The following is a 13,390-nucleotide window of genomic DNA, read 5'->3' on the forward strand; positions in this document are numbered from 1 at the left end:
CCTTAACTCTTATTCCTGCTGGTCATCCACTTCAATGGAATCAATCAACAGTTCTTTTCCTTCCAACACGTGATGGCCGAGGAGTGCTTCGCACTTTGGACACGGCATACATCGGGCATGTTCGGGGCTGAAAACTTCGCCACACTCACCACATGCGACCTTGACCGGAACCTCGATAATCTCTAACTCAGCCCCGTCAAATTCTCCACCCGGGATGAGTGCGTCCCAGGCAAATTTCAGGGATTCAGACACCGCTCCAGCCAATTGGCCGTTTTTGATGGTGACTTTCTTGAGTTTCTGGCCATCATATTTGACCATTTCTTCGCGTAAGATGCCGAGGATGGATTCGACGATTGACATTTCATGCATGGCTGAAAGCAGTACCCCTTTTTACGCATGCGGGCAAGGCTTCCCCCATCCTTGATTGCTTCTTTTTTACATGTTTCTGCAAGGGGTTGCGAAAAAGGATATTTTTTTGAGGAGAATCAGTTGACAACTTCATGAAACTGCTTAAACTTTTCCTAACTTGTTCTCAGGGCGGGGTGGAAGTCCCCACCGGCGGTAACCTGGTTTGCCAGGAAGCCCGCGAGCGTTTCTCTCTGTTGGGAAAGTCTGCAGACCCGGTGTGATTCCGGGGCCGACGGTAAAAGTCCGGATGAAAGAGAATGAGGCAGTCCTGTTTTCGTCGTAGCGCGTTTTAGCGTTCTGCGGCGTCAGGCCGCGGCGTGTGGTACACACGACCCGGCTGCCTGTCTTTGCGCCCTGATTCATTCATACTCTCAGGAGATTCATGATGAATCAGTCTTTACTCAATACTTTTGGTAACCCTGTGCAGAGGGTTGAAAAAGCTCTTGCGGCACTCCGTGATGGTCGTGGTATTCTTGTTACCGACAATGAAGATCGTGAAAACGAAGGTGATCTCATCTTTGCCGCTGAAACGCTCACGAACGAACAGATGGCTCTTCTCATCCGCGAGGGGAGTGGAATTGTCTGTTTGTGCATGACCGATGAAAAAATTCGTTCCCTTGAATTGCCCATGATGGTGGAGGAAAACAGCAGTCAATATCAGACCGCGTTTACCATCTCCATCGAAGCAGCCAAGGGAGTGACGACCGGAGTGTCTGCTGCTGATCGAGTGACAACCATCAAGACGGCTATTGCCGGAGACGCCACAGCCAGGGATATCGCCAGCCCTGGTCACGTGTTTCCGCTTCGCGCCCGTCCCGGTGGGGTGCTTGAACGAGGAGGCCATACCGAAGCCACGGTAGACATGGCTCGGTTGGCCGGTTTGTCGCCATGTGGTGTGCTTTGCGAAGTCACCAATCCTGATGGAACCATGGCCAGAACCCCGGAAATCGTCGCATTCGGTGAAAAACACAACATGCCCGTCTGTACTGTGGACGACATTGTTGCATACCGCAAATCTCGAAAAAGTGAGGCCGCATAACTTTTAGATATCCACTACAAAAAAACAAAATATGCAGGCTCCGTTTCCTAGTAACGGGGCCTTTCTTTTTGGCGTCGGCTTGGGATAGCGGCGCATCTGCACATTTTTCGGGCACCGCTCGATCCTCACCGTAGGAAGACTACGCCTCCGGTCGATCGGCACCCGAGAAAATGCACATCTGCACCACTCTACCAAGCCTTAACTCATCGGGGAGAGAGAGCCGCTGTTGGGGGCGGTGCCCCCAAGGTACTCCAGAAGTTTGGGGTGTCGGGGATATGGGCGATTTGGCTGAAGGATGAAGAATGGGGCCTCGGGGAAAGAGAGTCGTTGTTGGGGGCGGTGCCCCCAAGGTACTCCAGAAGTTTGGGGTGTCGGGGATGTGGGCGATTTGGCTGAAGAGTGGGGTGTCGGGGAGAGGTTTTGTTGGGGGCTATGCCCCCAAGGTATGGTTGGAGTGACGTTTTTCTTAGTGTGGTTTCTGGGCGACGATGATGAGACGGCTGCTGAGGGCTATGATTTCTGGGGTTTGGGTGTATTTCCTTTCAAGTTCTTCAAGGGCCTGAAGAGTCGTCTGGTCCTGCATGGCGGTTTGGGCAGTTGTGCTGGGAGGAAATGTGAGCATGGGTGTGAGTCCGGCCAGCGTATGAACGGTCATCCCCAGTGTTTCAAAGTTCTTCTTGAGTTCCGATGGTCCGAAAAGATGCAAGTCCATGTTCCCATGGGCTGTGTGTTCTCCGGTTTCAAGAATCGTCAAAAATGCCGCCGATGGATCTTTCGTGAAAACTTCGAGTGCCCTGCGATATTTATTTCCTGCGTCGCACAAAACATAGCCGCCGGGGCGGACGACTCGACAATATTCGCTGAATGCCTTTTCCGGATCGGCACATAACGAAATAGGTTCTCCTGTCGAAATGACCATGTCGAAGCTGTTGTCCGCAAAAGGATGCAGGTCGCAGACATCAAATTCCTTCAATATGACCCCGTTCACAAATCCTTTTCGTTCGGCATGTTCCCGAGCTTTTTTAAGCATGACCGGAGAAATATCCGTCAATGTGACAGAATACCCCAGAGGAACAAGATGTTCAGCCCATCGTCCGGTCCCGCAGCCCGCTTCCAAAATTGTCCCGCTGGGAAAATTCGACAAAAGTGGTTCAATATGTCGCCACCAACTGGTGTGATAAAAGCGACTCATGGCATCGTCCGATTCTGTTAATTTCCGCGCTGCATGATATTCCGCCCGTTCGTTCCAAATTCTCCGTAATTCGTCATTATGCATGATGACTCCTTCAGTCTTTGAAAAAAGGATAGGACAAATAGACCTTTTATGTAAAGAAGCTTAACTATTTTTTCAGAATGTCTCCGACGGCCAGAGGGGAACCTCTTGAAAGAGGTTCCCCTCTGGACTCCCCTCCAGAACTTTTTGTCGCGCCTTCGGCGAGGGCATCCGTTATCGATTGAGTGGGATTGAAGAAATATGAGAGAGAAAAGAGGGGATGGGGGAAGAATGAAGAAGCCTTTAGAGAAAAGAGCCTTTTTAAGATTTTTCAATAGAGTTTGTAAAAAATGCAATTTTTTACAACGCCTTCCCAAGAGCCGCACGAGCAAATGCTGCCGACAGCTTTCGCGAAGCGACCCAAAAAGTTTAGGAGAGTCCAGAGAACCTTTTTCAAAAGGTTCTCTGGTGGGTCCAGGGCAAAGCCCTGGTCTCGCTGAAGGCGGCCCCCGGCAGGACAGTTGTAACGACAATAGCCCAAAAAAAAGGAGGAACCGCCATGGTCTGGCGATTCCTTCTTGTTAGTTGTTTTGGTGTGTTGTTATCAGCCGCCGCACTTGGTGTATGCGCAGGACTTGCAGATGTGACACCCTTCTTCGAAAACGAGTGGCTGACCGCAGTCCGGGCAAAGCTCCTTGTTGAGCGAGGGCACCTGTACGTTGACGTGTTCGCCGCTGAGGTAGCGGGATTCGAAAACGTGGGCAATGGCATCCGGAATGGATTTGACCAGATGTTTCTTCATGAATTTGGGATTTTCGCCGCCGATCCCCTTGAGCTGCTCGACGATTTCCCGCACTTCGACACCGGAGCGCAGGGCGAGGGAGACCAACCTGCCGATGGCTTCGGCCTTGGCCGTGATTGACCCACCGGATTTGCCGATGGTGGCAAAGACTTCGAAGGGCTTGCCGTCCATTTCGTTGACCGTCAGGAACAACATGCCCAAGCCGGTGGATATTTTCTGGGTGAATCCGTAAATGACGTCCGGCCGATTTTGAACGACGGATTCTTCTTCCTTGATTTTCTTGTCACTTTCACCTGTGCACAACACCTGAGAGGTCTTGGAACCATCCCGGTAGACCGTGACGCCCTTGCATCCGTATTCATACGCTTTCCAGTAAATATCCCAGATATTTTCTTTGGTTGCGTTGCTGGGCAGGTTGACGGTCTTGGAGACCGCGTTGTCTGTGTGCTTCTGGAAAGCCGCCTGCATCTTGAGATGCCAGATCGGTTCGATGTCCATGGATGTGACAAAGATGGTCCGGAGTGCTTCGGGCAGATGCTCCATCTTTTTGATGGAACCGACGTTGGCGATTTTTTCCATGAGGTTTTCGGAATACGCGCCAGCGTCCTTGAGTGCGGATTCGAAATACGGATTTGTTTCCATAAGCTTGTCGTTGTCCATGACGTTGCGGACAAAAGACAGGGCGAACAAGGGTTCCACTCCGGACGAACAGCCCGCGATGATGGACAGAGTCCCGGTGGGCGCGATGGTCGTGGTCGTGGCGTTGCGATATGGGCCGAGATTGGTCTCGCCAAAGATGGATTCGGGATAGGTCGGGAAATGGCCGCGTTCTGCCGCAAGGGTCTTGGACGCGCTTCGCGCTTCGTCCTGAATGAACTTCATGAGACGTTCGCCCATATCGACGGCGGTTTGCGAGTTGTATGGAATCTTGAGCTGATAGAGCAGATCGGCCCAGCCCATGACGCCAAGCCCGATCTTACGATTCTTTTCAACGGTTTCCGTGATCTGCGGGAGTGGGTATTGGGATGCGTCGATGACGTTGTCCAGAAAACGGACAGCGAGATGAATGATGCGTTTCAGCTCAGCCCAGTCCACTTCGGAATCGTGACCGTTTTTCCCCTTGGCAAAGCAGGTGCCGAGGTTGATGGACCCGAGGTTGCAGGCTTCGTAGGGAAGCAGGGGCTGTTCGCCGCACGGGTTGGTCGATTCCATTTCGCCGAGCTTGGGAGTGGGATTGTCCCGGTTGATGCGGTCCAGGAAGACGATGCCCGGATCGCCGGACTCCCAGGCTTTTTGCACCAGAATGTTGAAGACATCCCGGGCATTGAGCGAGCTGACTTTTTTGCCGGTATTCGGTGCGATGAGGTCGTAGTCTTCACTTTTTTCAACGGCCTTCATGAAGGTTTCGGTCAGACCGATGGACAGGTTGAAGTTGTTGAGTTCGCCATCCCGTTCCTTGGCCTTGATGAAGTCCATGATGTCCGGATGATCGACCCGGAGAATACCCATGTTTGCGCCACGGCGGGTTCCGCCTTGCTTGATCTGTTCGGTGGCGCAGTTGAAAATTTTGAGGAACGAAAGCGGTCCGGACGCCACGCCGCCGGTGGAGCCGACCACGGAATCCTTGGCACGCAGACGGGAAAAGGAAAATCCGGTGCCGCCGCCCGATTTGTGGATCATGGCCGCGTGCTTGACCGCGTCGAAAATGCCTTCGATGTCATCCTCGATGGGCAGAACGAAACAGGCTGCGAGCTGGCCGATGTCTGTTCCCGCGTTCATGAGTGTGGGCGAGTTGGGCAGGAAACGATATGAGGTCATTAGGTCGTAGAATTCACGCGCCAGTTTGCCGGATTTGAATGAGGACTTCGTGTATTTATCTTCCTCCTTGGCAATGGAGGAGGCCACTCGCCAGAACAATTCCTTGGGAGTTTCGGCTGTCGCTCCCTTGGTGTCCTTGCGTTGGTATCGGCGGCTTAAAACTATCTTCGCGTTTTCATTGATAATCGGCTCTGGAAGGCCTGCTGGGATTGTACGTTTTGACATGAAAAGACCTTTATAAACAGTTGAAAGTTAAACTCTTTTTAGTCTGGTGCCTAGAAAGACGGCACATGAATTAGAGATTTTCTAGACTATAGAAAGTGAGCAGAAAAGACCAGCGTAAAATGGTTTTTTTTGATTCGTAAACCATATATTCCCAACCCGCTGAGGTCGTTGAAGAGTCTTATTGTTGGGAATAGTTATTGTTTTTATTTGTTGTGTAGACCGACATTTTGAGAATCGAGTTGTTTTGACCCGCGTTTGAACTTCAATGGTGGTGAGTGACGGCGGGGAATGGCGTCGAATTGAGCGGTATTCATGCACTGGATGAATGCCATGTCGGTTATTCGTAGGCCAGGGCCACCTGACGATGCAGGGTTTCTGTGAGGTCGTGTCCGGCGTCGAGAATACTGCTCGCCGAGTAAATGTTTGCTACCCGGCCATTGCGATAGACCACGACGGTTTCGGCGAATTTTTCCACGTCATCCGAGTCGTGTGTGACCATGATCATGGGGATGTCAAAGGCCTTGAGAACCTTGGCGAGTTCGTTGCGCATTCGTATTCGGAGTGGTTGGTCAAGGGCACTGAACGGTTCATCCAGCAGAAGCAATTTGGGCGACGGGGCCAAGGCCCGGGCAAGGGCCGTGCGTTGTTGCTGGCCGCCGGACAAAGCACCTGGTTTTTGTCCGGCAAGCATCCCAAGCCCGAATATTTCGATAAGCTCTTCGACTCGCCTGGCCAGTGGAGCATCGAGTGAGCCAAAGAGCGGTTTCAAGCCGAAGGCGATATTTTCACGCACGGTCAAATGCGGAAACAGGGCGTAATCCTGAAAGACGTATCCGATATTTCGGTTTCGTGTGGGGATGTTGAGACCGGCCCTGGCATCGAAAATCACTTCTCCGTTGATTTTGATGTACCCCCTGTCCGGCGTGAGCAGGCCTGCAATGGCCTTGAGTGTCAGGGTTTTGCCTGAGCCGGATGGGCCAAAAAGTACCAGGGTTTGATCTGTCGAGAAAAATTCCGAGCGAAGGAGAAATTCTTCTCCTCCGCTCTTCATGCTTTTGGTGATATCAAGTTCAAATTTCATGGAAATGAGTTTTTGCTGAAGTTAGGGACGTTTGAAACCACGTCCTTCCAGAAGGTCGGCACCAGCATCACTGCGAACGAAGTGTACAAAAGCGGTCGCCATGGCTTGTTTGTCGGATTGGGAGAGAACGGCGATGGGATAGGTGACGGGTTTTTCAAGGGGCACTTCTTCAATAATGGTGACATTTTTTCCGGCCTTGACCGCATCGGTGCGATAGACGAAGCCGCAGTCGATTTCATCACGGGACAGATAGTCCAGAATCTGTCGTACTGATTCACCAAAGATCATTTTAGGGGTGAGTGTGGCGTAGAGGTCTTTGGACGTCAATGCGCCCTTGGCATATTGTCCGGCGGGAACCGTTTCGGGCGTGCCAATACCGATGGATTTCACGGCCTGTCCAGTCAGGTCGGCCAGTGTCTTGATGTGAGCTGGATTGTCGGCTGGAGTGGCCAGGACCAGAGAGTTTCTGGCAAAAATTGCGGTGTCGGCCTGATTCACAAAGCCTTTGGTCACGGCCTTATTCATCCATTTGGGGTTGGCAGATGCGTAGACATCAGCCGGAGCACCTTGTTCGATCTGGCGATACAGCGCGCCGGACGAAGCGAAATTCATGATGACATCCACATTGGGATGAGCCGCTTCAAAGGCTGGCTCGATGTCGTTGAAGGCGTCAGTCAGGCTGGCGGCGGCAGACACGATCAATTCCTGCGCCATGGCATTGGCCGCTGTGCCAGCGATGAGAAAGAGAGAGACGATGATGGATGTAAAGGCAGTGGTTCGTTTCATGATGATTCCTTGTGGACTCGTTAGTAACGAGGTTTGAGTAATTTGCTGGTGGTCATGAGGATGATGACACAGACAATGCTGATGATGAGGACCAATGTGTTGGCCAGGGCGTTGTCTCCGGCTTGAACGGCAGAATAGACAGCCAGGGAAAGGGTTTGTGTCCTTCCCGGAAGGTTGCCGGCGACCATGAGGGTCGCGCCGAATTCTCCCATGGCGCGGGCAAAGGCGAGCATTCCACCGGATAAAACACCTCGGAAGGCCAGCGGAAGCGAGACCCGCAAAAAAACCGCGAGTTCGCCCTGTCCCAGCGTTCTGGCTGCATTCTCATATTGAGAACCAACGTCTTCCAGTGCGGCTCGGGCCGATTTGAAGACCAGCGGGAACGCCACGACCGTGGCCGCAATGACCGCTCCTTGCCATGTGAACATCAGGGTGATGCCACAATGCTCATGCAGCCATGCGCCAACAACTCCTCGGCGGCCAATGAAAATCAGTAAATAGTAGCCGAGAACCGTTGGAGGCATGACCATGGGGAGTGTACAGACCGCATCCAGAAAATCTCGTCCCGGAAAATCCCAGCGTGCGAGCGCATAGGCGACACTCACCCCCAGAATCAGTGCTCCAAGGGTGGCCAGACCAGCGACTTTCAACGTCAGGAGAAGCGGTCCGGTAAAGGCTATGTTGGTAAAATCAAACCAGACGGTATCCATGGGTGCTTGCTGCGTTGGATGAGGGTGTATATGGAATACGGATCATTGATTCTCCACCAGATAGGTATGATAAAAAACAGACGATGCGTGTATTATGCACACGGAAAATGAATTGTAAAGTGTGAAAATACTGTCACGAATATTCCAAAACGCGTGACAGTTTGTTTTTTATAAGAACATTGTATCAAGTTATGACGCTGCTATTATGTAGAATGCGGCATAATGGTATACTATGTATTTATATTGTATATAATACGACTGCAAAAAAAATGTGCCGAATTCAATATGGTGATTTATTCACTGTTTTTTTTCTGAATACTTGAATTATACAGCTATCAACCGATGTTGATACAGAATGTCTATGCCGAAAGAGTCTCTGATGCAATGTCTTTTCAAAAAAAGATACGGTGTTGAGACTCGATCAATTCAGAACGGTGGAGCGGAAGGGATGGCTGATTTTAGGGGCGATTGGCCAGTCGTGGACGGAGAAAATCGCCCAGCTCTCGATCAGTCCCCATGGTATGATCGTTCAGCCATCCATTGAGAAAATCGAGCAGTTCAAAGGTCACTGTGGCACTTCCCGAGTTGAATTGCATTTGGAGTTGCAGTGCCTGTCCTGTCAGATCGTCATGTTCTTTTTTGTGATCCGTATATTGAGGGTATTGGTATTCCTGCATATATTTTTCTTCGGTATCGAAATGCTCGACCGTATACACGATGAGGTCGTCGAAAATCGCGACAATTGCGCTGTGTTCCTGCCCTTCGATCGTGGCGGTGTGCATGGTGTTGAGTAAGGTGAACAGGTTGCGATGCTGTTCGTCTATTTCGGCGATACCGATTCTGTTTTCCTCGGTGAATTCGATAAAAGACATTGGGCGTTTCCTTTTGTGAAAAAGGTTAGAGTGTACTGATGCCGGACCACCCTTCGCCGGGTGGAATGCGCATCATGGTTTTGCATCGTTTGAAGAAAATGGAACTGATGGAGTCTTCAGGGCACAGGTGCAGGCAGTGTTCGAACCGTTCGGCAGCCTCTTCGAACTGTCCCTGTCTGTAGGCGGCCAATCCCTCGGCAAAGGGGGTGAGCAGCGACCATTTTTGGGCGGCCAATGGTGCGGGGTCGGCGTCAAAGACTTCATACAACCGCACGGGAATCTGTTTGCCCTTGACCCGAACCGTGTCGAATTCGCGGATGGCAAAGTCCTGCGGGTTCGGAAGTTTCGTGTAGACACTGTCCGAGATGACGATACGGACCCCAAAGGTCTTGGTCGATGATTCTATTCTGGCGGCCAGATTGACCACGTCGCCGATGACCGTGGCCTGAAGGCGTTCGTTGGTCCCGAGTGCGCCGAGTGTGACTTCACCGGTGTGCAGGCCGATGCCGGATGCCACGGGTTTTTCGGCGCGCGCAGCCCTGTCGATATTGAATTGCGTGATGTTGCGTTGCATGGCGATGGCGGCCCTGGTGGCCCCTTCGGCGTTGCCGTCCTTGAACAGCGCGAGTAATGCGTCGCCGTGGAAACTGTCCACAAAACCATCGTTGTGTTCGATCGGTTCATTCACGGTCTGGAAATAGGCGTTCAGAAACTGGATGACTTCCAGATGGGTCATGTTTTCAGCGAGTTTCGTGTAGGAGCGGATGTCACTGAACAGCACACACATTTCATGATCAGCATGGCTTTCCAGCGCAAGGTCGCGGTATCGGCCCTTGCCCAGCAAGGCCAGGAATTCCTTGGGAACAAATCGGGTGTAGGATTTTTGTTGTGCGATGATGTCAAGTTGTGCCTGTTTGTTGGTCAGGCGGAACATGCAGATGCAGAAAATGCCTCCCATCATCAGGAGGGAAAGCGGAATCAGGATCATGAGCAGTTTTTTTTGATACGCCCGGTGCGGCCCGGTGAGTTTGTCCGCAGGGTCATGGACCATGAATATCCATTTCCCGGCATCACTGGTGATTTGTATTCCGGCCAGTTCCGAAATGAATTCACCGGGGTCGATGGTGGCAAAGGTGAACAGCCCGTTTTCCGTCCGGAGTTGTCCATCATCCATGTGTGTGACCTGTGTCCATTCGTCCGGGAATCGGGATTGGAAGGTCAGACCGTGGCCATCCTCCCGCATGAATCCCCATTCTTCGTTTTCGTCATTGGACCGCAGCCAGTACCCTTTGTCATTGAGCAAAATGGGTTTTCCGCTGGCTTCTTCGGCTCCCAGCTCCATAATACGGCACAAGTGGTTGCCGAAATAGTTGAGCATGACCACACCGTGTCTGGTGCCGTCAGCGTCAAAAAGCGGAGCCGCGATCCGCATGATGGGTTTGGGGCACTGTTTGCAGGATGCGATTTTGGTTTCAAGATCCAGGGCGGAAATATAGACCTCGCCGACCTTCAGTTTGCGTGAGCCCTTATGGTAATAGGCCTCGCTTCTGTCCTGTAACGTCTGTTTGTCCGCGATGGAGGGATTCCCTTCCTGATAGTCGATACGAAACAGTTCCATGCCGTCTTTGTCCAGATAGCGGATATTGTCGTAGGTCTTTTTATCCAGAGAGAAGAACAGCAGGTTCCGGGCGAGTGGTGCCGTGAGCTGGCTGGTGAAAACCTGTTGGGATTCCTGCATCTTCGAGAGGAGTCGGACATCGGCCACGATATCCTCGAACTCGAATTTCAGGAGTTGACGCAGGGAGTGAATGGTGTTCGAGGCTTCTTTTGCCGTGCGGGATTCTGTATGGATTCGATTGGCACGGCACAGCGCATACGCCCCGGCGCCCACCATCAAAGAGACCAGCAGCAGTGCGGCCAGGCATTGATAGATCGTTGACTTGAGAATTGTCCTGCTCATTGCGTGTGTCCAATTTTAGGAACAATTACTATATTATAGTATAAGTGCTTCCAGTTTTTTTGTAAACACGAAAGCTGTATCGGGTGACCTCTTTTCTTGGGACGGGAGAATTGATGTGGTTATGGCTGGACGAGAAAGAAGAGGGAAAGGGCACCCCCGCATGGTTGGGAACAGGGGTGCTTTTTGACTGAGTGGCTGAACTATTTTTTGAAGACGTGGAACTCGTAGCCGTAGATATCTGGAAAATCTCTGTACAAGGCGATTTCCTTGCGGGTCATGTTGATGATGGTTTGTCCTTTGGGATCGGTGCCGTATATGGGTTCAATCTCGTTTAGACGGCGTTCCACATCCTCATAGAAGGCATCCCAGCAACGGGTGTCGATGGTGAAATTGTTCAGTGACGTGTACCCGGCGGCTTCCCCGGCACGGATATTTTCCTGTGCCGTGCGCATGGCAGGGTATCCTTCTGCCCAATAGACTTTGACAGCCTCCGGCGCGGTGTCCCGAGCCGTGTCCGAGAGCCAGACCGCATCGCTGAAACAAAGACAGCCGCCCGGTTTGAGAAAGGGTTTCCACTGCTCCAGCGCGGTGTCCACGCCCAGAAAATAGGCGGCACCTTCGCACCAGATTAGATCAAATGATTCCGGTTCGGCCTGGATATCACCCATGTCCATGATCGCGGCGATGATCCGGTCTTCCACACCGGCTTGTTGAGCGCGTTCCACCAGTCTTTCGAGAAAGGGCGGGTGGATTTCCGTGGCTGTGACAGTGCCCCCGGAAATCTGTGCCAGCGGAATGGTTGCTCCGCCCGAACCGCAGCCTAGCTCCAAGATTTCCGGTTTTCCCGGCAATCCGGTGCAGAGGTCGTAGGCGCGTTTGGTGGTGGCGAAATCGCCCGGGCCTTCCCTGTCCAGTCCTTCGTAGATCTTGAAGATTATTTCCATGACTGTTTTGATTTCCTCTTGATGGGGTGTTGTGTCTCATGATTTGTCCATGAATGGACGTTCTGATGGGTGAATATGACAATTTTTTTCTTGTTTGGGAATAAAGCGGATTTACGACAGAATTGTTTTCGTCTATTTGCAGGTGAGCGGTCACTATCATTAATCGTTAACAAGAGAGTTTTCGTATGCGTATTTCAGATCGCCTGACGCGTATCAAACCTTCCGCGACCCTGGCTGTCAATGCCAAGGCCCAGGAACTTCGTGCTCAGGGTCGCGAAATTATCAGTCTGGCTGTGGGACAGCCCGATTTTGGCACTCCCGCCCATGTCTGCGACGCCGCCAAAGCCGCTTTGGACGAAGGCTTTACCCGGTATACGCCGGTGCCGGGCATTCCCGCGTTGCGAAAAGCCGTGGCCGAGTATTACACCCGGTTCTACGGGGCAAAAACCAGTGCGGACAACGCGATTATTTCCAACGGTGGCAAACAGGCGTTGTATAACCTGCTCATGGCCGTGGTGAATCCCGGTGACGAAGTGCTCATTCCCGCTCCGTATTGGGTCAGCTATCCCGCCATGGTGCAACTGGCCGAAGGCGTGTCCGTTTTTGTGCCGACATCCGCCGAAGAACAATATCTGGTGACCGTGGATACGCTTGAAGCCGCCCGGACCGGGAAGACGCGGGTGCTCATCCTGAATTCCCCCTCCAACCCGACCGGCTGTTGTTACACGCAGGAACAGCTTGAAGCTATTGCCAAATGGGCGCGGGATAACGATATTTTCATCATTTCCGATGAGGTGTACGACCGTTTGGTCTACGCGCCGTTCGAGCCGGTTTCCCTTGCCAAAACGTGGGAGAAGTACCCGGACACCATCGCCATTGTGGGTGCATTGTCCAAGTCATTTTGCATGACGGGCTGGCGTGTGGGGTATGCCCTGGCACATGAAGAGCTGGTCAAGGCCATGAACAAGATTCAGGGTCAATCCACATCCAATATCAATTCCATTACCCAGAAGGCCGCGCTCGCGGCGTTGACAGGACCATGGGACATCGTGGACGAGATGAAGCAGGCCTTTATCCGTCGGCGTGACCGTGCGTATGAGATCATTACCGGATGGGGTGCCCCCTGTCCCAAGCCTGACGGCGCGTTTTACCTGTTTCCGGTTCTGGAGCAGTTTTACACCGAAGAAACACCGGATTCCGCGGCCATGTGTTCCCGGATTCTGGAAGAGGTTGGTGTGGCACTGGTTCCCGGGTCTGCATTTGGCGACGACAAGTGCATTCGCTTTTCCTATGCCGTTGATGACGACACATTGCTGGATGCGCTGTCCAAGGTTGGTTCGGTCCTGTTGGGCAGATAATACTGATTTCCCGAGAGTGCAGGGAATGCTCCCTGCCAGATGAAGTCACAGAAAAAAGGCCGCCATGGGTGGCCTTTTTCTTATGCGGCACCATGTCAAGAACTCCCTTTCTTCGTTGTTTTCTCTTTAATTAGGCCAGGCTTCACCCTCGCCTTATGGCGTATTAGTAATGTA

At 52.2% G+C, this 13,390-nt stretch carries 11 protein-coding genes and 1 riboswitch; of the genes, 2 read left to right on the forward strand and 9 right to left on the reverse strand.

The window, feature by feature from the left end; translation table 11 throughout:
* Positions 1–9 precede the first annotated feature (9 nt).
* Positions 10–369, reverse strand: coding sequence for a hydrogenase maturation nickel metallochaperone HypA (locus GO013_RS09825; RefSeq protein ID WP_239057817.1), 360 nt, complete (start codon positions 367–369; stop codon positions 10–12).
* A 155-nt stretch (positions 370–524) separates the two neighbouring features.
* A riboswitch (FMN riboswitch) is annotated at positions 525–671 on the forward strand.
* Positions 672–793: 122 nt separating this feature from the next.
* Between GO013_RS09825 and ribB the strand changes: the two genes are divergently transcribed.
* Positions 794–1,447, forward strand: coding sequence for a 3,4-dihydroxy-2-butanone-4-phosphate synthase (gene ribB, locus GO013_RS09830; protein WP_163810617.1), 654 nt, complete (start codon positions 794–796; stop codon positions 1,445–1,447).
* Between the two features lie 466 nt (positions 1,448–1,913).
* Here the strand turns inward: ribB and GO013_RS09835 are convergent, their stop codons facing one another.
* The 8 genes from GO013_RS09835 to GO013_RS09870 form a co-directional block, all read right to left on the reverse strand.
* Entirely contained in the window at positions 1,914–2,723 is an 810-nt protein-coding gene (locus tag GO013_RS09835; protein WP_163810619.1) for a class I SAM-dependent methyltransferase, read from the reverse strand.
* A gap of 541 nt (positions 2,724–3,264) precedes the next feature.
* Complete coding sequence (locus tag GO013_RS09840) at positions 3,265–5,505, reverse strand: vitamin B12-dependent ribonucleotide reductase (protein ID WP_163810621.1); 2,241 nt, start codon at positions 5,503–5,505, stop codon at positions 3,265–3,267.
* A gap of 337 nt (positions 5,506–5,842) precedes the next feature.
* Complete coding sequence (locus GO013_RS09845; protein ID WP_163810623.1) at positions 5,843–6,586, reverse strand: ATP-binding cassette domain-containing protein; 744 nt, start codon at positions 6,584–6,586, stop codon at positions 5,843–5,845.
* A 21-nt stretch (positions 6,587–6,607) separates the two neighbouring features.
* A complete protein-coding gene (gene modA, locus GO013_RS09850) occupies positions 6,608–7,372 on the reverse strand; it encodes a molybdate ABC transporter substrate-binding protein (RefSeq protein ID WP_163810625.1) in 765 nt (254 codons plus the stop codon).
* Between the two features lie 20 nt (positions 7,373–7,392).
* A complete protein-coding gene (modB, locus tag GO013_RS09855) occupies positions 7,393–8,082 on the reverse strand; it encodes a molybdate ABC transporter permease subunit (RefSeq protein WP_163810626.1) in 690 nt (229 codons plus the stop codon).
* 458 nt (positions 8,083–8,540) lie between these two features.
* Positions 8,541–8,954, reverse strand: a complete 414-nt coding sequence (locus tag GO013_RS09860; RefSeq protein WP_163810628.1) for a bacteriohemerythrin — start codon at positions 8,952–8,954, stop codon at positions 8,541–8,543.
* Between the two features lie 25 nt (positions 8,955–8,979).
* Positions 8,980–10,914 (reverse strand): adenylate/guanylate cyclase domain-containing protein, encoded by a 1,935-nt coding sequence (locus tag GO013_RS09865; RefSeq protein WP_163810630.1) that lies wholly within the window; start codon positions 10,912–10,914, stop codon positions 8,980–8,982.
* 200 nt (positions 10,915–11,114) lie between these two features.
* The gene (locus GO013_RS09870; RefSeq protein ID WP_163810631.1) at positions 11,115–11,858 is read right to left on the reverse strand and encodes a class I SAM-dependent methyltransferase; all 744 of its coding nucleotides are present in this window, start codon (positions 11,856–11,858) and stop codon (positions 11,115–11,117) included.
* Positions 11,859–12,043: 185 nt separating this feature from the next.
* On the opposite strand from GO013_RS09870, the gene GO013_RS09875 reads away from it, so the two are divergent.
* On the forward strand, positions 12,044–13,216 hold the full coding sequence (locus GO013_RS09875) for a pyridoxal phosphate-dependent aminotransferase (protein WP_163810633.1): 1,173 nt from the start codon (positions 12,044–12,046) through the stop codon (positions 13,214–13,216).
* The last annotated feature ends 174 nt before the right edge of the window (positions 13,217–13,390 follow it).

The organism is Pseudodesulfovibrio sp. JC047, assembly GCF_010468615.1.
Lineage (GTDB): Bacteria > Desulfobacterota > Desulfovibrionia > Desulfovibrionales > Desulfovibrionaceae > Pseudodesulfovibrio.